19 protein-coding genes and 1 other RNA gene are annotated in these 22,011 nt (G+C 44.0%); 15 read left to right on the top strand and 5 right to left on the bottom strand.

The window, feature by feature from the left end; genetic code table 11:
- Window positions 1-57: 57 nt before the first annotated feature.
- The 13 genes from eno to AC0YOA_RS15915 all read left to right on the top strand — a co-directional run bounded on the left by eno (window position 58) and on the right by AC0YOA_RS15915 (window position 16,323).
- Entirely contained in the window at window positions 58-1,353 is a 1,296-nt protein-coding gene (gene eno / locus AC0YOA_RS15855) for a phosphopyruvate hydratase (protein WP_210045074.1), read from the top strand.
- Window positions 1,354-1,609: 256 nt separating this feature from the next.
- Complete coding sequence (locus tag AC0YOA_RS15860) at window positions 1,610-2,374, top strand: sugar phosphate isomerase/epimerase family protein (protein ID WP_475787414.1); 765 nt, start codon at window positions 1,610-1,612, stop codon at window positions 2,372-2,374.
- Between the two features lie 136 nt (window positions 2,375-2,510).
- Window positions 2,511-2,744: a preprotein translocase subunit SecG gene (gene secG / locus AC0YOA_RS15865; protein ID WP_210045072.1), complete on the top strand. Its 234-nt coding sequence runs from the start codon at window positions 2,511-2,513 to the stop codon at window positions 2,742-2,744.
- Window positions 2,745-2,914: 170 nt separating this feature from the next.
- Complete coding sequence (gene rnr / locus AC0YOA_RS15870) at window positions 2,915-5,971, top strand: ribonuclease R (RefSeq protein WP_475787415.1); 3,057 nt, start codon at window positions 2,915-2,917, stop codon at window positions 5,969-5,971.
- Window positions 5,972-6,110: 139 nt separating this feature from the next.
- A complete protein-coding gene (smpB, locus tag AC0YOA_RS15875; protein WP_475787416.1) occupies window positions 6,111-6,590 on the top strand; it encodes an SsrA-binding protein SmpB in 480 nt (159 codons plus the stop codon).
- Between the two features lie 207 nt (window positions 6,591-6,797).
- Window positions 6,798-7,163, top strand: a transfer-messenger RNA (tmRNA) gene (gene ssrA / locus AC0YOA_RS15880).
- Window positions 7,164-7,303: 140 nt separating this feature from the next.
- A complete protein-coding gene (locus AC0YOA_RS15885) occupies window positions 7,304-7,597 on the top strand; it encodes an AbrB/MazE/SpoVT family DNA-binding domain-containing protein (RefSeq protein WP_475787417.1) in 294 nt (97 codons plus the stop codon).
- Between the two features lies 1 nt (window position 7,598).
- The gene (locus tag AC0YOA_RS15890; RefSeq protein WP_475787418.1) at window positions 7,599-7,991 is read left to right on the top strand and encodes a type II toxin-antitoxin system death-on-curing family toxin; all 393 of its coding nucleotides are present in this window, start codon (window positions 7,599-7,601) and stop codon (window positions 7,989-7,991) included.
- A gap of 339 nt (window positions 7,992-8,330) precedes the next feature.
- Window positions 8,331-8,978, top strand: coding sequence for a 2OG-Fe(II) oxygenase (locus AC0YOA_RS15895; protein ID WP_475787419.1), 648 nt, complete (start codon window positions 8,331-8,333; stop codon window positions 8,976-8,978).
- A 222-nt stretch (window positions 8,979-9,200) separates the two neighbouring features.
- Window positions 9,201-10,043 (top strand): aldo/keto reductase, encoded by an 843-nt coding sequence (locus tag AC0YOA_RS15900; protein ID WP_475787420.1) that lies wholly within the window; start codon window positions 9,201-9,203, stop codon window positions 10,041-10,043.
- 342 nt (window positions 10,044-10,385) lie between these two features.
- Complete coding sequence (locus AC0YOA_RS15905; protein ID WP_475787421.1) at window positions 10,386-12,902, top strand: AAA family ATPase; 2,517 nt, start codon at window positions 10,386-10,388, stop codon at window positions 12,900-12,902.
- Window positions 12,903-13,134: 232 nt separating this feature from the next.
- On the top strand, window positions 13,135-15,165 hold the full coding sequence (locus AC0YOA_RS15910) for an HsdM family class I SAM-dependent methyltransferase (protein ID WP_475787422.1): 2,031 nt from the start codon (window positions 13,135-13,137) through the stop codon (window positions 15,163-15,165).
- A complete protein-coding gene (locus tag AC0YOA_RS15915) occupies window positions 15,166-16,323 on the top strand; it encodes a restriction endonuclease subunit S (protein WP_475787423.1) in 1,158 nt (385 codons plus the stop codon).
- A 43-nt stretch (window positions 16,324-16,366) separates the two neighbouring features.
- On the opposite strand, the gene AC0YOA_RS15920 is transcribed toward AC0YOA_RS15915, so the two are convergent.
- From AC0YOA_RS15920 to AC0YOA_RS15940, 5 genes are all read right to left on the bottom strand, one after another.
- Window positions 16,367-17,335, bottom strand: coding sequence for a hypothetical protein (locus AC0YOA_RS15920; RefSeq protein WP_475787424.1), 969 nt, complete (start codon window positions 17,333-17,335; stop codon window positions 16,367-16,369).
- A gap of 147 nt (window positions 17,336-17,482) precedes the next feature.
- Complete coding sequence (locus AC0YOA_RS15925; RefSeq protein ID WP_475787425.1) at window positions 17,483-18,190, bottom strand: FtsK/SpoIIIE domain-containing protein; 708 nt, start codon at window positions 18,188-18,190, stop codon at window positions 17,483-17,485.
- Window positions 18,191-18,192: 2 nt separating this feature from the next.
- Window positions 18,193-18,873, bottom strand: coding sequence for a hypothetical protein (locus AC0YOA_RS15930; protein WP_475787426.1), 681 nt, complete (start codon window positions 18,871-18,873; stop codon window positions 18,193-18,195).
- A 74-nt stretch (window positions 18,874-18,947) separates the two neighbouring features.
- Window positions 18,948-19,301: a hypothetical protein gene (locus tag AC0YOA_RS15935; RefSeq protein ID WP_475787427.1), complete on the bottom strand. Its 354-nt coding sequence runs from the start codon at window positions 19,299-19,301 to the stop codon at window positions 18,948-18,950.
- A 75-nt stretch (window positions 19,302-19,376) separates the two neighbouring features.
- The gene (locus tag AC0YOA_RS15940; RefSeq protein WP_475787428.1) at window positions 19,377-19,529 is read right to left on the bottom strand and encodes a hypothetical protein; all 153 of its coding nucleotides are present in this window, start codon (window positions 19,527-19,529) and stop codon (window positions 19,377-19,379) included.
- A 164-nt stretch (window positions 19,530-19,693) separates the two neighbouring features.
- Between AC0YOA_RS15940 and AC0YOA_RS15945 the strand changes: the two genes are divergently transcribed.
- Window positions 19,694-20,464 (top strand): helix-turn-helix domain-containing protein, encoded by a 771-nt coding sequence (locus AC0YOA_RS15945; RefSeq protein ID WP_475787429.1) that lies wholly within the window; start codon window positions 19,694-19,696, stop codon window positions 20,462-20,464.
- 25 nt (window positions 20,465-20,489) lie between these two features.
- A complete protein-coding gene (locus tag AC0YOA_RS15950; RefSeq protein WP_475787430.1) occupies window positions 20,490-21,992 on the top strand; it encodes a recombinase family protein in 1,503 nt (500 codons plus the stop codon).
- The last annotated feature ends 19 nt before the right edge of the window (window positions 21,993-22,011 follow it).

Here is a 22,011-nt window from a genome sequence, read left to right on the forward strand (position 1 = left end):
ATGTGTTATAAATGAATGCGTTCGACCTATCCTAACTATTAAAGGAGTGTTTGGTACATGTCTATTATCACTGACGTATATGCTCGCGAAGTGCTTGATTCAAGGGGCAACCCGACTGTAGAAGTAGAAGTATCCCTGGAATCCGGCGGCAAAGGCAGCGCAATCGTTCCTTCCGGCGCCTCCACTGGCGCATACGAAGCGGTTGAGCTTCGTGACGGCGACAAAGGCCGTTACCTCGGTAAAGGCGTTCTGAAAGCCGTTGAGAACGTCAACACCATCATTGCACCGGAAATTATCGGACTGGACGCACTGGATCAAGTGCTGATCGACCGTAAAATGATCTCCCTGGACGGTACGCACAACAAAGGCAAACTCGGCGCTAACGCAATTCTTGCCGTTTCCATGGCCGTTGCCCGCGCAGCTGCTGACGCTCTGAATGTATCTCTGTACACGTACCTGGGCGGATTCAACGCCAAGACGCTTCCGGTTCCGATGATGAACATCGTCAATGGCGGCGAGCATGCCGACAACAACATTGATGTTCAGGAATTTATGGTTCTGCCGGTTGGCGCGGAAAGCTTCAAAGAAGCGCTTCGCATTGGCGCTGAAATCTTCCACAACCTGAAATCGGTTCTGAAGGACAAAGGCCTGAACACCGCTGTCGGCGACGAAGGCGGCTTCGCTCCCAACCTCGGCTCCAATGAAGAAGCGATCACAACCATCATCTCGGCGATCGAGCGTGCCGGCTACAAGCCAGGCGTCGATGTATTCCTGGGTATGGACGTGGCTTCCACGGAATTCTTCAAAGACGGCAAATACCACCTCGAGGGCGAAGGAAGATCGTTTACGCCTGCTGAGTTCGTAGACCTTCTTGCTTCCTGGGCGGACAAGTATCCGATCCTTACGATCGAAGACGGCTGCTCCGAGGACGACTGGGAAGGCTGGCAGCTGCTTACCGAGAAATTGGGCGGCAAAGTACAGCTGGTCGGCGACGATCTGTTCGTAACGAACACCGAGCGTCTGTCCACGGGTATCGAGAAAGGCATCGGCAACTCGATCCTTGTGAAAGTGAACCAAATTGGTTCGCTTACCGAAACCTTCGACGCGATCGAAATGGCGAAACGCGCTGGTTACACGGCTGTTATCTCCCACCGTTCCGGCGAGTCCGAGGACAGCACGATCGCTGATATCGCAGTTGCCACAAATGCCGGTCAAATCAAGACAGGCGCTCCGTCCCGTACGGACCGCGTAGCGAAATACAACCAATTGCTTCGCATCGAGGATCAATTGGGTTCAACTGCGATCTATGCAGGCAAAAGCGCATTCTACAACTTGAAAAACTTCAAGAAGTAATAATCAATAAAGCCAAAATGGCAAAAGAATGTCCCAAAAGGCGCAGTAGTAACCTTCGGGAGGTTCGTTATAATAAGAGGAGAGATGGCGGGGCTTTGGACCGCCGGATCTCCTCTTTTTTGCTGGCAGGGGAAATTGGAGCAAAGCAAAAACGCATAACCTTCGAAGGTATGTTATTTGCGATGCCAAAAGCAGCGTGTGCTTTCCGGTGTTATATGTTATTTTGCTTCACAAAAAATTGAACGAGGTGGATGATATGGCAAAACCGGTAGTTGGACTACAGTTATATACGCTGCGTGATTTGACGGATAAGGATTTTCTGGGCACGATCCGCAAGGTGGCCGATATGGGCTATAAGGCGGTTGAGTTTGCAGGTTATTTCAATACGCCGGCGAAAGAGCTGAAATCAGTCCTTGACGGCACAGGATTGGAAGCGCCTTCTGCTCATGTGGGGCTGAACTTCTCCTCCCCGGACAAGATTCAGGAAGATCTGGCGAAGCAAATTGAATATGCTCAGGAAATCGGCCTCAAGTACATCGTAACGCCTTGGGCGCCGCTGCCGGAGAATCCGGCGGAGGAAGACGTGAACAGCCTCGCGGCGATCCTGGAGGCAGCAGGCAGACAGGTGAATGAGGCAGGTCTGAGATACGGTTATCACAACCATGCTTTTGAATTCAAGCTGGTGAATGGCCGGCCCCTGATTGACCTGCTGCTGGAGCGTGTGCCGGCTGAGTATTTATTTGCCGAATTTGACCTGGGCTGGGTGCATATGGGCGGACAGAAGCCTGTCGATTACGTGAACCGGTACGCCGGACGTGTTCCGCTCGCCCACTTCAAGGATTTCGGCGAGGGAACCCGCGATACGGAGGTCGGCAAAGGTGTGGTCGATCTGAAAAGCGTTCTTGGTGTAGCTGAGCAGGCCGGAATTGAATACTTTATTGTGGAGCAGGAAGAGTTCAATTCCTCGTCGCTTGAAAGCGCGAAGATCTGTCTGGAATTTTTCCGCGAGAACGGGTTTTAAACAAGGGCCCCGCCCGTTGTCCGTCTTGTATTAAAATTTTTGCCGTGATATAATAAAAATGCTGTTTTACTGGTCTTGTCCTCGTGTAACGACAAGGCAGCGGCAAAATGATGCTCCTTGTCTGGGAGGTGGAACCATGGAAATTACATTTAGAATTTTGCTTGTTATTTTCGCAGTGGGCTTGATCTCTGTAGTTCTTCTGCAAAAAGGTAAAAGCGCAGGATTATCGGGTGCGATCTCTGGCGGTGCCGAGCATTTGTTCGGCAAGCAAAAGGCTCGCGGTCTGGATTTATTTTTGCAGCGCTTGACAATCGGCATTGCTGTCGGATTCTTTGTGCTTGCATTGGTTGTTGCTTACTTAGTCAAATAAGTTAAAGCTATGCAGCGAAAAGCGGGATGACCCCCGCTTTTTTTATTTGCCCTAAACGACTGCGGATGGTAGCGGCCACTTTCGTGTATACTATATAGTATATGGAAATCTATCAACCGACTGCTGCATACTCATATAGACGGCAAAGCGGTACACGAGGTGAGAGGAATATGGCGACGGAGCAGCAGCTTTTGGATTTTATGCACGAGCCCGCGTATAAGCCGATGACATATAAAGAACTCGAAGAGCATATGGGCGGCGGCGATGCCGAATCCTTCAAAGCTTTTTTGATTCTGCTCAATCGGCTGGAGGATGAAGGAAAAATCATCCGTACCCCCAAGGACCGCTATGGCGTTCCCGAGCGGATGAACCTGCTGCGCGGCCGAATTCAGGCGCATGCGAAGGGGTTTGCTTTTCTGATCCCGGAGGACAAGGAGCACCCGGATGTATACATCGGTGCCAATGATTTGAAAAGCGCCATGAATGGCGATACGGTGCTGGTCAAAATCACCTCCAGGAGCGAGAACGGCGGACGTATGGAGGGTGAAGTCAACCGGGTTGTGGAGCGTGCTGTAACCCAGGTGGTGGGCACATTCGACAATCACGAAGCTTACGGATTCGTGGTGCCGGACGACAAGCGGATCAACCGCGATATTTTTATCGCAAAAGGGGAGTTTAAGGGGGCAGTCTCGGGCCAAAAGGTTGTCGTCCGCATCATTTCTTATCCGGAGGGCCGCTCGGCTGCGGAAGGCGAGATTGTCGAGGTGCTCGGCCATAAAGACGACCCCGGCGTGGATATTCTATCCATCATCCGCAAGCATCAGCTGCCCGAAGGATTTCCCGAGGATGTGCTCGCTGAAGCGGAGGCCGCGCCTGAATCCATCAGCGATGAAGAAATCGCGCAGCAGGGACGCCGGGATTTAAGGAATAAAGTGATTGTCACGATCGACGGCGAGGATGCCAAGGATCTGGATGACGCGGTTAATATCGAGCGTCTGGAGAACGGCAATTATTTGCTGGGCGTGCATATCGCTGATGTCAGCTATTATGTGCGCGAGAAGTCGGCGCTGGACCAGGAAGCGTACCGCCGCGGATGCAGCGTCTATCTCGTGGACCGGGTGATTCCGATGCTTCCGCACCGGCTTTCCAACGGCATCTGCTCGCTGAATCCGCAGGTGGACCGTCTAACGATGTCCTGCGAGATGGAGTTCGATGCCACTACGCTGAAGCGGGTCAGGCATGATGTGTTCACCAGCGTCATCCGGACCAAAGAGCGTATGACATACACCAATGTGCGCAAAATCGTGGCGGATAAGGATCCGGAAGTGATGGAGCGCTACGCCGAGCTGGTGGATACGTTCACATTGATGGAGGAGCTTGCCATGCGCCTGCGTTCCACGCGGATGAAGCGGGGGGCGATCGACTTTGATTTTGTGGAAGCCAAGGTCATTGTGGATCCGGAAGGCAAGCCTGTCGACATTGTGAAGCGCGAACGCTCGGTCGCCGAGCAGATCATTGAAGAATTCATGCTCGCCGCCAATGAGACCGTTGCGGAGCATTTCTACTGGCTCAAGGTTCCTTTCCTTTACCGGATTCATGAAAATCCGGACTCCGAGAAGCTGCTGCATTTTGTGCAGTTCGCGGCGAATTTCGGTTACACGGTGAAAGGCAAAGGCGGAAGTGAAATTCATCCGCGCGCGCTGCAGACGCTGCTGGAGGATATCCGCGGCACGAAAGAGCAGACGGTTATTTCCACCGTTATGCTGCGCTCCATGAAGCAGGCCAAATATGATGCCCAGAGTCTAGGCCATTTTGGGCTCGCCGCCGAATTCTATTCCCATTTCACATCGCCTATCCGGCGTTATCCCGATCTGGTCATCCACCGTGTCATGCGCGAGGTGCTGGAGAATGGCGGTACGCTGCCGGAATCACGGATTGAGGCGCTTGCGGCCCGCATGCCGGATATTGCCCAGCAGTCCTCCGAGCGGGAGCGTGTCGCGGTCGATGCGGAGCGCGATACGGAGAAGCTGAAGAAATGTGAATATATGCTCGACAAAATCGGCGAGGAATTCGAGGGCATCATCAGCGGCGTGACAAGCTTCGGGATATTCGTGGAGCTCGACAATACCGTTGAAGGACTTATTCGTCTCAGCAACCTGAACGATGATTATTACCATTTTCATGAGCAGCATATGCTGCTTATCGGCGAGCGGACATCGAAGATGTACCGTATCGGCGACGAGCTTCGCGTCCGTGTTGATGCCGTAAGCATGATCGAGCACACGATCGATTTCGCTATTGTGGAGAGCAAAGCGGAAAGCGTGGAACGCGGCGGACGCGGACGCGAGTTCACAGACGCGCTGCCGGGCGGCGGCCGAGGCAAACGCAGTCAAGGCACGGCTGCCGGTGGTCTGCGCAGCGGGCGCGGCGGCAAGAGCGGCGGAGCGGATGCCCGAGGCGGCGAGCGTGGGCGCAAGCCGGGCGCGGCGGCACTAGGCGGCGGGCGCAAAGGCGGCGTGAAAGCGAAACGCGGGCGCAAGCCCGGTGAAGCGGGCGCTGACCGCGGACCGCGCGGCGCGGAAGCGGCAGGCCGTGGTTCGGCCGAGGGCGGCCGCGGACGCGGAGCAGCAGGCGGAACGGCCAGTGTAGGTCCGCGTGGGAGAGGTCAAGCGGAGCCAGCCGCTCAGCCGCGTAAGGCAAGACGTGCCGGCGGAGCTGGAGAAGGCAGTGAGATAAAGAGAAGCAAAGGCGACAAACGCGCCTGGAAACCGGAGGATGATTATAACTTGGACCGAATATTGGGGAATGAAGATAACAGCAAGGGAACAATAGCCGCAGCGGCGGAGCAGATTGATTCGAATGCCGCGCCTGCGCGCCCGGTGCGCAATGACATGTGGGGCCTCCCGATTCGCGGGACGGGCGGCATTATTGATGACGGTGAAGATCCGGATGACCGTAGCGGCAAGAGAGGCCGCGGAGGCGCTTCAGGCCGGAATGGCCGTTCGGGCGGCGGGCGGGGCATGGGCCCTACCACGACTCGCGTTGGACGGAACCAGTCTCCAGCAGGAAGATCCGGAGGACCCCGGGCTAAGAAACCGGCGGGGAGTGCAGGCGGCACGAGCGCAGCAAGCCCAAGCGGCAACCCGCAAGGCAATGCCGGCAGACCGGCCAAGAAGAAAAACGAAGGCGGCGGACCGGCAGCTGTTGCCAAGAATAACGAAAATTAAAGCCGAAACCGGCTAAAGCAGCTGCTGGCAGTTCTTGATTTCAGCCGGTAAAGTTGCTACAATGGACTCCTGACTAAAGGCTGTCAGGAGTTCATTTTGCAGCCGAAGGACAGGTATCTTGAGTAAAGAGGTGATTGGCATGGGCAAGAAGAGTGACGGGAAACAACTGGCCCAGAACAAGAAGGCTTCCCATGACTATTTCATCGAGGATACGTTTGAAGCGGGCATTGTGCTCATGGGAACCGAGATCAAGGCGCTGCGCCTGGGAAAAGCAAACATAAGCGACGCGTTTGCAACCATCCGCAACGGCGAGATTTTCATTCACAACATGCATATCAGCGCTTTCGAGCAGGGCAACCGGTATAATCCGACCGATCCGACGCGTGCGCGCAAGCTGCTGCTGCATAAAGCGCAGATTCACAAGCTGCTGGGCCTGTCGAAGCAGGATGGATATTCGATTGTGCCGCTCAAGATTTATGTGCGCAATGGATATGCCAAGCTGCTGATTGGACTGGGTAAAGGTAAGAAGCAGTATGACAAGCGCGAGACGTCAGCCAAGCGGGATGCACAGCGGGATATTCAACGGGCATTGCGCGAGAAGCAGAAGGTGGCAAAATAGCGGCTGCTGGTTAATATGGCGGCGGAAGCCAAGCTTTCCAGAAAGACATCTGATCTTTCCTGATCAAATGTGTTATACTATAGAAGTATTAACGAATGATTAACTTTTGCTCGAAGCGTTGAAGCTGATCATAATGATTGATCGGCGACATGTCTATTGAGCGTCTCACCTGCTAGACGGTGGCAACGATGCCGTTTATGCAACATTGGGGGCGTTTATGGATTCGACGGGGATAGTTCGAGCACGGGTTGCGGGTAGTGGGGACGCGTCCGCTTTATCAACGCTAAAGCCTATTAAATGGCAAAACTCAAAACAACTACGCTTTAGCAGCCTAAGAAACTGTTGGCGTGCTTCTACCCAGCATCGTCCATGTGACTGGGATAGGGGCTAACATATAGTGGAATACGCTGTCTCATCTCCGCCTGCGGTGAGCTGAAGAAGACAATCAGGCTGACCTTGGCGATAGCCTGTTGCGGGGCGCTTGCTAAGGTGACATCAAAACCGTGACTATACCCGTAGATGCCTGTGTGGCGTTATTTTCGGACAGGGGTTCAAATCCCCTCGCCTCCACCAAATGTAGAACCCGACCGCAAGAGGTCGGGTTTTTGCTTTATATTTGAGCAGAAATTTGTTAGTATGTACGTACCGTTATGAAGGTTATTACAGTTATAACCGATTAAGTGCAGGGTATACTTATAGAGAGGGGAAAATCAATGAATGGTGTGGTCAAAGTGACAAATGATAAACCGAAAGTGATACGTTATTCCCGCAAAATAGGACGGATGGGCAACAGCCTGGGAGTAAGCTTGCCAAAAAGTCTGGCTGAAAAGTTAAATGTCTCACAAGGCGATGAGATCGAATTTATTGAGAATGATCGTGGTGAAGTTGTATTGAAAAAGGCGAGGCAAGGTCAACTCCCCGATAATGTAAGACCAGAGGTTCTTGAAGCTTTCTTTGACGTATTTGAAGAGGACGAAGGTATCCTAGAGGATTTAAGAGACCGATGAAATGACAACATTCCTGACCAAAGAAGAGATTATTTCAGCCCACTACTTCATGATGAAAAAAATGAACGACGCAGACCAAGCGGGTGTGAAGGATCACGGCTTGCTGGAATCTGCGGTACATAGACCTCAGCAAAGTGTTTTTGGGGAAGATGCTTATCCAAATTTATATGACAAAGCTGCGGCCTTACTAGAGTCTCTGGTGAAGAATTATTGCTTCCACAATGGCAATAAACGGACAGCCTATCTGGTTACAAAATCATTTCTTATATTAAATGGAAAACATCTAAGAATGGAACGTGAATATGCAGTGGAGTTTATTGTAGATATTGCAAAAGGAATATGTTCGTTTGAGACTGCTGCATATATTTTGAAAGAACATTCTGTAGACAGATGATTCACAGGGCGCTTGCTAAGGTGACATCAAAACCGCGACTATACCCGTAGATGCCTGTTTGGCGTTATTTTCGGACAGGGGTTCAAATCCCCTCGCCTCCACCAAATGTAGAACCCGACCGCAAGAGGTCGGGTTTTTCTATTACTTTAAATGGTGTCGCCATCTATTATAATTTTTTAAAAACCCAGTAGCCATTTGGCTGCTGGGTTCTCTTGTTTTCTCATTCTATTTTAGGTTATCAGGCAGCTTGATTATTTTGATTTTTCTGAATTAGTAGAGCAAATAGTTCCATTTTATGGTATCGTTTAGGGTGGATGTCTTAATTAGGGGCTGTAAAAGATGACAGGGAATACGAAAGAGAACGAACGGACGATATTTGATCATACGGGAAATACGATCAAGACAGAAGATCGGGAGATTCGAATCCTTGCCAAGTATGAGGAACCTCTGGTTGTCATACTAGGAAATGTGCTTAGCAATGAGGAATGCGATGAGCTGATTAAACATTCCAGAGAACAATTGCAGCGTTCAAAAATAGGCGGGGATCATGTAGTCAATCAAATTAGAACGAGCAGCGGGGTGTTCTGTGAGGAGAATGAGACGATTACAAGAATCGAGAAGCGTTTCTCTCAAATTATGAATATTCCTATCGAGCATGGTGATGGCTTGCAAGTTCTGCTGTATACCCCAGGCGAAGAGTATCGTCCTCATTATGATTTCTTCGCAGAAACAAGTCGAGCAAGTGCCAATAATCGGATTAGTACGCTCGTGATGTATTTGAATGATGTGGAGGAAGGCGGAGAAACGGCGTTCCCTTTACTTAATATTTCTGTTATTCCAAACAAAGGCATGGCGGTCTACTTCGAATATTTCTACAGTAGTCATGAATTAAACGATTTCACCTTGCATGCAGGTACACCAGTGATCAAAGGGGAAAAGTGGGTTGCAACGATGTGGATGAGAAGACAAGCCTTGCGCTTCTCCTAGATGAATAATCATGGATTGAGAGATTTGGAAGCAATTGAAAGTCAGGTCGTTATTAATTCCAGTTACTCTTAAGTAACATCAAGACAGTGACTACACCCCTAGAAGCACATGTGGCATTGCCTCTGGACAGGGGGTTGATCTACCTCGGCTCCATGGTAGAATTTTGCTTAAGCGGCGAAGCTATGCTATCTTCTTATTGAGAAGGTAAAGGGGGTTGTTTATTTGAACCAGACTATTCCGGAAAAGCTATTGAACGATGGTTTGAGAGTACCAGTCATTGGATTTGGCACTGGTGGTTTTAGAGGTGCAGCTGGAGTGAAGGTGATTGCAAGCGCGATAGATGCAGGATTCCGTCTGATTGATACAGCGTTCAACTATGAGAATGAGGGGACTGTTGGACAGGCTGTCCGCCAGAGTTCTGTAGCGAGAGAAGAACTGTTGATCTGCTCGAAGCTGCCTGGGCGTCGACAAGCTTATCAGGAAGCCATTGTAACGATTGAGGAGTCATTATATAGAGGAGGGCTGGATTATTACGATCTATATTTGATCCATTGGCCTAATCCCAAAATTGATTTATATGTGGAAGCTTGGCAAGCGATGATTGAAGCTAAGAAGCGGGGCTATATCCGTTCCATCGGGGTCTGCAATTTCCTGCCGGAGTACAACGAACGTTTGATTCGGGAGACCGGGGTTGCACCAAGTATAAATCAAGTTGAACTCCATCCCTATTTCAATCAAGAGCATCAGCGTGCGAAAGATGTTGAATTAGGTATCGTAACGGAATCGTGGAGCCCTCTGGGCCGCGGTCATAGCATGCTGAAGGATGAAAAGATTGGAGCAATTTCTGCGGCTCATGGGAAGACAAACGCACAAACGATTTTGCGTTGGCATATCCAACTTGGAGCGCTTCCGATCCCGAAGGCTAGTTCTTTAAAGCACCAGACTGAGAATTTGGATATTTTTGATTTCGAATTGTCGGAAGAGGAAATGAAAGCAATCTCAGCGTTCAGTAGTGAGGACGGTCGCTTATGGGGGCAGGATCCAAAAACGCATGAAGAGTTATAATACGCAAGCGTGACTACACCCGTAGAAACCCATGTGGCGTTCCTTCGGACAGGGATTCGACTCCCCTCGCCTCCACCAACCTTACTAAAAACGAACACAACATACTTACTTGGTGGATTTGCAGTAACAGTTTGGCTTAAGTAAATAAGAGGACAGTTAAGATAATATTCTTAGCTGTCCTCTTATTTTATTTTCGACGGAGGAATTTGTTGGAATATGTAGAAAGGTTAAGTAATAATTTATTTTGGTGGTGTTATGATGCCCGATTTAATTAATAATTGGCTTGATTCCCGATCATATTGGGAAAAGCATATTTGGCTCCTTGTACTTAAAGAAGGTAAGTTGGATGATAAAAAAGTTGAGGATGTTTTTAATTTATTAATCGAGGATCACGTATCTGGCATAATGCATAAACGTAACCCAATTAGTTTTAAAGAGGTATCCAATACATTAAAAACGGAGGAGCAAGAACAATTAGTTTACCTTAAAGGTATTGCTAATTTAAAGCATGTCAATGCATTACCATCAGATCAAAAATTATCATTTGGTAATAACCTTACTTTAATTTATGATGAAAATGGTTCTGGTAAATCAGGATATGCACGATTACTTAGTTCTGCTTGTTTTTCGCGTGGTGATAAGAGTATCCTTCCCAATCTTAAGGAAACAAAGGTTTCAAAATCAACTAAAGCTTCAGCGGATTTTAAGGCAGTCATCGGGGAAGAGCTAAAAATAATTAATTATAATGAGGATGAAGAATACGAAATCTTGAAGAGATTTTCGGTGTTCGATTCTTCTAGTGTTCAAATACATATAAATAGCTCATCAAGTGTAACGATTACCCCAGTTCAATTAAAAGTCTTTGAATATGTAATCGAAGCTTTTAGTGATTTGGAAAAGAAATTAGAAAATGAAAGATCCAAACGTAAGTCGCAAAACCCAACAATCGGTCGATTTGAGCAAGATAGTGTAATATCTAAGTTTTGTAATGAACTAGATCACCGGGCGTCTTTAGAACAAATTAATCAATGGAATTATACTGAAAATGATGCCGAACGAATTGTAGTAATTCACGGAGAGTTACAAAGACTTCGGAAATTAGATGTTGAATCGAAGAAAAAACAACTAAATCTTGAGGTTAAAGAAATCGATGATTTAGCTAGAAAGCTTGAAAAAATTAATTCGACATTAACTGTGGAGTATATAACAACTACAGTAGAATATATTAATGAATTTCTTCAAAGAACGGAACTTTCGAAAAGTATCGGGGAAAGTTCGTTCAGAGATGACTTGTTTTTAACTACTGGATCTGAAGAGTGGAAGTCTCTCATCAACGCTGCTAAAATTCTGATTAACAACGAGCAAAAACAAAATCCTCAGTTTGCTTTAACTAAATGCCCTCTGTGCAAACAAGGTATAAGTGATAAGGAAGATTCATTATTTGAACGATACTGGGCTTTTTTGGAGGGCAAATCTTTAAGTGAGCTGAAAATTGCAAAAGGCAACTTAGAAAAACATAAAAGGTTACTTGAAATAATCGAGTTTCCCCAATTTGATGTGGATTCTCCGGGAGCAAGGATTGTTAGAGAAATTGATGAGGACTACTTCAATTATTTAAATGAGCAGCTAGAGAAGTCTATCAATATTAGTGAAATAATTAAGGATAAAACTGAGCGATTGGAAGTAAGTGATTACCCGAGAATTGCACCAATACTCATTGAAAAATTAAATACAATGAGCTCAAAAATTAATAAACAGATTGAGGAATTGGGTAATCCAGAGTTAGAAATAACGAAGTTGGAAGAAGAATTGACCCTTATTTCACATTGTAAAATTTACACGCAAGTAAAAGAAGAAATAATTGCGTACGTGAATAACCAATCTTGGCTAAATTCATGTGAAGGGATCACATTCCCTAGACGGCAAGTGACAACGAAACAAAGAGAGCTATTCGATCAAATTGTTACTGAAGAATACAGGCGTAAATTTGCTGAGGAATGTGAAGCATTGAATTGTAACTTTGGAGTATCCGTAACTACAAGAGGGGCAAGCGGTTCAACGGTCAAAGAATTGAGGTTGAACATTTCGGCTGATCATAAAATGGGAAAGATATTAAGCGAAGGGGAGCAAAGGGTTTGTGCACTAGCCGATTTTTTAACGGAGATTTCACTCGATAAGCGGAACAGTGGAATCATATTTGACGACCCAGTTACATCTTTGGATCATGTAAGAAAGAGACAAATTGCGCAGAGGCTAGTCTTCGAAGCTTCAAGACGTCAAGTAATAATCCTCACTCATGATAAAGTCTTTTTAAGTTATCTTGCTGATATATCTTCAGAACTTGACACTCCATACGAAGCCCATTGGATTCAGCGTGTTGGAAATCGCCCAGGGAAGATATCTTTAAATAGCAGTCCTAAACTTGCTACTCTTGCAGTAATAACTCAAGAAGTTGATCGATTAATTGTCGAAGCAGGACTTTTGGATGATCAACATCAGCAACAGCAACAAAAACTTATTGATAGTTTTAGTTTGCTAAGAAGTGGTTGCGAAGCCCTTATTGAACAAGTTCTATTCAATAAAACTATCCAAAGACATGATGACTATATACGCGTAAGTAACCTCAACGAAGTGCCGTGGAACGATATGAATGTGGGAAAAATAGTAGATATGCACGGTCAACTCTCTAAATTTATTGATGCGCATAATCGTAGTGATACAATGCGTGAAGAGACAATTACAATTGAGATTGTAAAATCGTATCGGAAAAAGTTTTTTGAGATTAGAGATGAATTAAATGCTATCAGGAAGACTAAAAAATCAGAACTAGAAAAACAAAAAACCAATTCACCTTGGTAGGATCGCCTCCACCAACCTTACTAAAGCGAACACATTATACTTACTTGGTGGATTTGCAGTAACCAATTGGTTCTAGCAAGCAATACAAAAACAGCGAGAAGAATTTATTCTTCATCGCTGTTTTTGTATTGTCTGGCAACTATCTATATTTTAATTCACGCTTGTTGTTAACTGATTGATATAATGTATCTAAATAATATTTATTAGATGTTAACTGAAAGGAAGATAATAAGTGAGTACTACTAAACATTTAATATGGAAACTTGAAGACCAAGTAAACGACTACGTCAAAAAAGAACTGGAAAGTCTCGGTCTAAAAAATCAAAAGAATTTTAATGTTGAATCAAATATGTCTAAATATATGAAGGAAGCTTTAAAAGGTTCTGCCAAGACAAAGAATAAGACGAATTTTGGTAAGCCTGATTTCCACATCGAGGGCTATTCGATTCCAGTTGTAATTGAAAGTAAACTTTACACGAATAAACTCATTGCAGAAACAAAAAACGGTTTGAAAATGGACGACAAATCCATAAGCAATTATGCAGTAAATGGTGCAGTCTATTATGCACAAAACATGATTGCGTCTGACAAATATAACGAAGTAATTGCCATAGGTGTTGCGGGTGATTCTGAAGATGATGTATCGATTGCTGTTTATTATGTATTTGGCTCTTCTGCTGAGCCTAAGTTGATGGGTGATTATACAAGTTTTAACTTCTTAGAAAATAAGAAAACATTCAAAAGTTTTTATGAAGATGCAACTCTCAGTGAGAAAGAAAAACATCGTATCTTAGTTAATTCTCAAGAGTTATTGAAGAAACACGCTAACAATTTAAATATTCTTATGAACAATCACAATATACCTGTAGACCAGCGTGTAGTTTATGTTTCGGGTATGCTTCTTGCCATGCAGGATGTTTTAGATAAAAAAGGGGAAGTCAAAGCCGTAGGATTAATTCCCGAAGATCTAATGGGTGATCAATACGAAGAAGATCGTGATGGAATGAGAATTGTTAGGCAGATAACGAAATATCTAGCAACTAAAGAAATCCCTGAAGACAAACGTACATTGATGCTTGGGTCGTTCCGAGAAGCAATTTCTCTTGATAAAGACCGCGATGAGCTGGCTGATCTCGATAAGAAAGTGTCAACACTTATAGATGGAAAGGCTTCTGTAACGAAGCAAGTATTCACATATATTTATGAGAATGTTTATTCAGCAATCGATGGAACAGCAGGTCATCTTGATATTATGGGGGAAATGTACAGCGTCTTCTTAAAATATGCATTGGGTGACGGTAAAGAAATCGGTATTGTTCTAACACCGCCATATATTACAAAGATGATGTCTCAAATTCTTGATGTAAATATGGATTCTCATGTAATGGACTTAGCAACAGGTAGTGCAGGCTTCCTTATTTCTTCAATGGAAATAATGATTCAAAATGCCGAGAAGGCTTATGGCAAGAACACTACAAAAGCAAAAGAAAAGATCAAAGAAATCAAGGAACGACAACTTCTTGGGGTTGAGTTAAATGCTAAAATGTTTACACTCGCTTCAACAAATATGATACTTCGAGGCGATGGTTCGAGTAATATCCAAAAGGGCAGCTCATTTGACCGTCCTCCTGAGCTGTACGAGACTTTTATGGCAGACAAACTACTATTGAACCCACCTTTTACATTTGAAGAAAATGGTATGCCATTTATCGAATACGGATTGAAATTCATGGAGAAAGGTGGACTTGCCGCAATTATAATTCAAGATTCGGCTGGTAATGGAAAAGCTTCTAAAACAAATAAGCGAATACTCAACAATAATACAATGATCGCAAGCATTAAAATGCCAGTCGATACATTCCAACCCTCAGCGGGAGTACAAACGTCAATCTATGTCTTTGAAGCAGGGAAACCGCATAATTTCGAAATGGATACTGTTAAGTTTATAGACTTTAGAAACGATGGATATAAACGCACCTTGAGAGGAAATATTGAAATTGATCATCCAACAGAACGATATCTAGATATTGTTAAAATATTTAGATTGGGAAAGAATGCTTCAAAAAATAAAGATTTTCATAATGAATTGTGGAACTTGGATGACATATTTATTGAAGATTTGATCACGGATAGCGGCGAAGACTGGAATTTTGAGAAGCATCAAGTCAATGATACTACTCCAACTGAAGAAGACTTCTTGTCAGTCATTGGTGAATATCTTTCATATGAAGTCAGTCAATTATTGAAAGAGCGTGATCAATAAATGACTACATTTAAACAAACTAAATTAATAGATGTGCTAAATTGGATACCTGGTATCAAGCGAGTTAAACCCGTAGATATAGAAAAGAATAGAATCGAATCTGATGAGAAATTTCCTTTCTATGGTCAATCATTAACAAATAACGGAATTATTGAATACATTTCAATTGACTCAAATTTTCTAAACAATCTTGAAAAGAATGTCTATTTGTTAGTCGCTTCAAACAACCATTCAATTAATATCGTTACTGAGCCCTTTTATCTGAAAGAAGATCATGCAGCAACAAGTACAATCGGACATGAGAAAATGACATTAAGATCGGCGCTGTATATTAAGAGTAGTATATTCCATGTATTCGAAAAAATATTTGATTATAACGCTAAAGCTACGCAAGATATTTTGAAAAACACAGTAGTTACACTTCCGTTCTTAAATGAAAATGACAATGATCTTGATTGGGAATACATGGATGAATACGTCGAACGTATTGAGAAGCTACACACTGAGCGTATTAAGAAGCAATACGTGGAGCGTATCGAGGCTTACTTGTTGAAATTGGGGCATTCATCCATAGAAGAAGTGTTCCTATCGAATTATGACAAAAGTATTATAGAGAAACATTCATCTGCCGATTTAAATACTTTCAAGCTGGAAGAATTGTTTGACGTAATTAGAAGAGGCAAAAGAATCAAGTCTTTAGATCGAATCAAAGGGGAACTACCATTTATAACTGCAGGTGTCGATAAAATGGGGTTCTCTGATTACATCGGAAACTCTGACGCAGAAGTTTTTCCAGCAAATAGTCTAACAATAGATATGTTTGGTAACACTTTTTACAGAGGATACGAGTTTGGTGCAGATGATCATGTAGCAGTCCTGTATCGTACAGATGGGAAATTCAGCAGAGCTATACTCCAATATATACAGCCTAACATTAATAGAGCTATTGCAGGAAAGTTTAGTTATTCAAGAAATTTTTATGCTTCTGATGCTCCTGAGGTAGAAATTAAGTTACCTGTGACGTCAGAAGGTGAAATTGATTATGATTTGATAGAAAACTATATTACTGTTATCCGGAAGAAATTCGTACATCAACTGAAAGCTAAAATGGATATAGAGTTACAATTATTAAACACAGCCATCACGCGAAAAAGTTGAAAATACGAACGAGTCAAGAAACGTGAGATACCTTGGCGTTATATTAACGCTCTGGTATTTCACGTTCTTTTTCAAAAGCTCCCTTTGACAACATAGCTAAAATATCTATTGATTCCTGAGTTCCAAGTAATTGAAATTTATGAATCCTTCGTTTCAATGCAAGCCAAGTATTAGGTTGCTCAATTTTAATGTTCGAGTATTGCTGATCAAAACTAACATTGGAAATGATATAAACTTTTGTGTAACAGGCTTGCTTGTTGCTGTATCGGCAAGGAAGTTCGAGAGGATAGCCGTCCAAATAGTTCAGAAGATCATGTATCTTAAACTGGCTTCTGTATTCGTCAAATAAAATGACATCTTCCCCTTTATAATTATCAAACGGGTGTATGTAATCAGTGACACGATAAACACTGGTATACCCATATTTCTCCATGACATTTCTGGTCTTACCTACACCTGTTTTTCCCCAAATATAACTGACCTCCAATTTACGGAATATTTCCTTGAACTGCTCTGCTTTAATGATTTGCCTAACCCTTTCAATTTTATCTGTATGAAGAAGATATTCAGGGGCTTGTTCCATGATTTCATAGTTTGAAGCGCCTGACTTGATAAGGTCATAGAGATCGGCAAGATCGTTGCGTGCTCCAGGTCGTTCGACTGGCATTTCACCGAATTCTTCAAATGTACCGGGGATTATCGTGCCATGTTTCTTATCGTTTTCCCACTTACCGCTTTTAGCAATGTAATCACGATTCTGTTCAGATGTTCCTTTGGCGATTTCGAGATGCGCTTCGGGGAACTTTTTTTTCAAAGTGCTGAAACGAACGGCGCTTGAACAGACGACGTAAATATGAGTATGATGCGTCTGACTTGCTTCGTCTGTCATGCAGTAATACAGAAGTGATTGTAGTTCGACTAATGTTTCTTTAATTTTGTTATGATCGAAGCCCTTATCCAGTGGATTATTAATGGTGATCTGCCACTTACGAGCTTGATTGTCCTGAGGCATTGTCTATCGCTCCTATCAGTTAAGAAAGTATATGCGACATGCGACAGAGGTTGGCTAGGTAATACTGGTCTAGCCAACTAGCCTCGCTTCGCGAGGCAGGCTGAGGGCGGCTTAGGGCTTCGCCCCACCGCCCTCGCGCCTCGAAGGCTAGTGTGAGACCGCTTTACGAATGTACCTCTCAACCTTCGCATGATCGCGAACAGCAGGAACTCGGATGCTCCGCATCTCGGTGCCATTGGTTAACATGTAGCCGCATCCGATGCCAGACACTGGTTCTAGCTTGTCACGATCAAAGCTGAACATCGCCGCGCTTTCTTTACTAATGTTGCCCAATGCAATCACGATGCCCAAATTGTCGCGTGATTTAGCGAAGTATTCAGCATCGGCACGCTGTTGGCTGATTAACACGTGAACATTGAAGGAGCGCCCCAACATCAATAGCGTGCTTAGCTTCGTTCGTGCGGAATCAGCCTCTTTTTTATCAAGCATATTTAAGAGTGAAGCCCATTCATCGAATAGTAGGAGTTTGAAGCTTCTGTTGTCATCCTCTCCGCGCTGTCGGCGTTCAAATTCTCTATGAAATTCATTTAAGCCGTCTAGGCATTGAATGAACTCGTAATAACGAGTAGCGCCCTTACAGAATTGAAAGTCATCCGCTTTGAAGTCACAGAGGGTGACGCTCGCATCGGGGATTGTGAGTCCGATACGAGCGAGCAGGAGCTTAACAAGATGTGTCTTGCCACTTCCAGTAGCACCGAATACGAGCATATGCGGTACTCTCTTGTAGTCCCACCGATAATAATGTTCGATGCCATCAAGTAGCAATGTAGCGTCAAGAGCTAGATCAATTCCCATCGTTAAAAGTCTTTATCTTCGGGAGTGTTGGAACTGCTCTTGCGACTATGACGTTGTTGACGCTTCCAGTAGATGTATTTAAGTTTGTACTCGCTATTTACTAGAACGAGATCAACTAGGAGATGCGTTCCGTTGTCTATTACGGCTTCAACAACAATTGTTGAAATTTCTCCGTCAGGGGATGCGCTAGTCACGTAGAGAACTTTTCCTTGGTTTAGATCGGCACGAATTCGCGCTTGAATGCAATTTTGATAGAATAGCAAGTCATCTTCAGAAATAGGGCTGTTATGCGACTTCGGCACAGATGCGCGTACCATTTCTATATTATTTTTCATAATGATAGAAGGGTTGTTCGCTAGATCATACAAATCAATCGGTCTTCTTGCTCTGATTTGAGGATGGATGTCATGAAGAACTTGAAATAGGCAGTTATAGACAATGTAATCAGCGGCAAACGTCGGGGGAATGTTTGGCTGCTTCGGCTTGTGGAAATAGAGATAGCCCCCATATAGAAGAAGTAACAGCCACCATAATTTAATGAGTAGAACCAATACAATGGCAAAGGAGATGAGCATGAAGGAAACAGTGATAATGTTCACTTTATCGTCGTGCGTAAGTTGCCCTTGCTTCATGCGATTAATGGTCTGAGTGATTGGTTGGATAAAGTTCTTAAAGGATTTCATAGTAGGTCATCCCTTCTTTGGTTGAATGGGAGGGGACGAGTTTAATTCGTCCCCTCGTATTAGAAGATGGTGTGTTATGCGTTCTGAATAGGTTTCACTAGCTGTACCTTACTTGCCTTACAGGTGAGTTCCCAATTCTTTGTGCGGTCGGAGAAGTAGAACCGTCCTAAGAAATCGACAAAGACCAAGTAAATAGTTTCTTTCGAAGCTGCTAACTGTTCGGGTGTGATTGGTGGATTAAGACCATCAACCTTAACGGTGACTTTCTCGAATCCATTGGCTTCCGCGAGGCAAATAAAGTTGTAACCAATCTGAGCTGTTTTGACGTTGTTTTCGAAGCCGTGCAGAGGCGTCATATCAATAAGTCGAACATGCTTTGCTCTAAAGACGCCTTCTGCTTCTGTAATTGATACCTTGTTTAATCGCATTTTGGTATGCTCCATTCTATTTGGAATGATTTATGTTCAATGCTGGCCAGCAGAGAAACCCTTGTAGGTGTAGCTTTAAGCGTGATTATTTGCTGAAGCTGAGTTGTTTGATTCGTCTAACAAGAAGGCTTCATATTCTTCTCGATGCTCGGAAATGAACTGTGCAATGTCGTTCTTGATCATTTGTGCAAGGAGAAGTCGTTGATTTTTTGAAAGCTGAATTTCCATCACACGCTTCTCCTTTCGGTGTAGTTGTTGCTTACAACCTAAGGTTAAGCTAAAGTGGTTGGAACCACAGTGGACGGAAACATGCGAAAAATGTTGTATTGTAATCCATTGACTAATGCTGTAACGTGATGTCTATAGGGTAATTTTGGTGAGGGGTGCCACGAATGAGTAAGCCGAGATTAGAAATGAACGAAGAAAATTCAGAGGAAGTCATAGATCAGTATCTAAAGAATTTTAAAGAAAATTTGTATAAGTTGCAGGGGAGCATGTCTGCCGAGAAGTTTGCGGAGAAAATAGATATGTCGAGAGATTTTATTACGAAGGGTAAGAAGGTTGATCCTAAACTAAGCACACTTATTAAAATCTCTCATTATCTAGATATTAGCCTTGATGATTTAGTGGGTTTGAATGTGAAACGAGAACCGTTAAGTGCGCGATTGGAAGTTAAGACTATAATGGAAAATTTGTTTATGGCGTATAAAGCGGCTGACTTAGCTTTGGAGAAAGATGATCCCGATAACGGTGACTTATATTTGTATATTGGCAATGAGCATATCAAGCAGTTCATAAAAGCGGCTGATGCAATGAAAGCAGAGAATATGGATGATATTCGTTCTTTATACTCCAAGCTTTTTGGAAATGATAAGCTTTTGATGTTTGGTGGTAGAGTTGTAAACGAAAGTGAGCTTAAAGAGCTATTACTGGAGAAGTATAAATATATTCATACGCAACGCGCTCTAGGTGCTGATGAAGATGTTTATTTAGACAAAATAATTGAAAGTTTTAATAGGGAATACGCCGAGAAGAATGAACCAGAAAAACTATTAAAATGGGGATATATGCTAGATAAGACGCAAAAGGAGCTTATGAATCTTATCATGAATCCATCGCTGATCTGGAATTTTGAATCGGAATGGAAGCCTATTAAAGAATGAATAAATGTTAGAAAGGGTGGTGTGCATGAACGTAGTCATTTACGCAAGATATTCCAGTCATAACCAAACCGAACAGTCGATTAAGGGGCAATTGAAGGAGTGCTATGGTTACGCTCAAAGAAACGGTATGACGGTAATTGGGGAATATATTGATGAAGCGTTAACTGGAACTAATGATAAGCGCCCCCAGTTTCAAAAGATGATTAAAGATAGCTCTAAGAAAGCTTTTAATGGGGTTCTGGTATATCAGTTTGATCGATTTGCTAGAGATAGATATGATTCCATACACTATAAAAGGCTATTAAAGCGTAATGCGATACGTGTGTACTCTGCCCGAGAACATATCTCTGATGATGCAAGCGGAGCTTTAATGGAAACCCTTTTAGAAGGAATGGCGCAATACTATAGCGACGAGCTTTCTCAAAAGATTCAAAGGGGAATGGACTTGAACGCTGAAAAGGGGCTAGGTACTGGGGGCAATATTGCGCTTGGTTATAAGCTCGATGAGAACAAAAAGTTTGTTGTCGATGAAGAAGTTGCTCAGATCGTTCGGGTTGTATTTGAACAATATGCTAATGGCAGTACGATTGTAGCAATTTGTGCATACCTTAACAGCAAGGGCTATAAATCGTCAAAAGGAGCGATGTTTAACAAAAACTCGCTACGGCTGATGTTGAGGAATAGGCGATATATCGGCATTTACACATACAAAGGCGCTGAAACAGGCGCTGAGATGCCGCGCATAATTTCAGACGAGTTGTTTAATCAAGTAGCGGTTATGCTCGAAAAGAACGCTAAGGCTCCTGCTCGGGCTAAAGCCAAGGCTGAATATCTGTTAACTACAAAGTTGTTCTGTGGTCATTGTAAGGAAATGATGACGGGTATCAGTGGGACTTCAAAAACAGGTAAAATCCACACGTACTATAAATGTAATGGTGCAAAGAAAAAATTATGTAACAAGAAAGCTGTTCAAAAGGACGGCATCGAGAATCAAGTAGTCGATCAGTGTAGGACGATTCTGACTGACGAGAACATTCGGAAGATCGCGAAAGAAGTCATTGCGCTATGCGAACGTGACAAGGATGCTTCTGAATCAAAGCGATTGGAGAAGTTGCTTAAAGAGGTCGAGCGGAAAAAGGCCAATACGATTAATGCGATTGCCGAGAGCGATATGGATATTGTTCGTAAGTCCATGTATGAGAAACTTCAAGCACTCGAAAATGAACGCGAAAACTTGGAGAAACAATTTGCAGTTGCAGGGTTATCCGAAGTAAGCATTTCCGAACCCGAAATTTGGTTCTTCCTAACCCTGTTGAAAAAGGGCAATATTAATGATACGAAGTATCGTTCCACTTTGGTTAATGTATTCGTCAATTCCATATATCTGTATGATGACAAGATTACATTCATCTTTAATACGAGCGACAAGCCTGTAATGGTTGAACACAGCTTGATCGAGAAAATCGAAGCCAGTAATGAGATTGTGTCGGGTTCGTTTTTAGGTAAGGATGCGCCACCAATACCATGAGAAAGAGCAGCGTTCCAGG

The organism is Paenibacillus sp. JT22N12 (assembly GCF_056269365.1).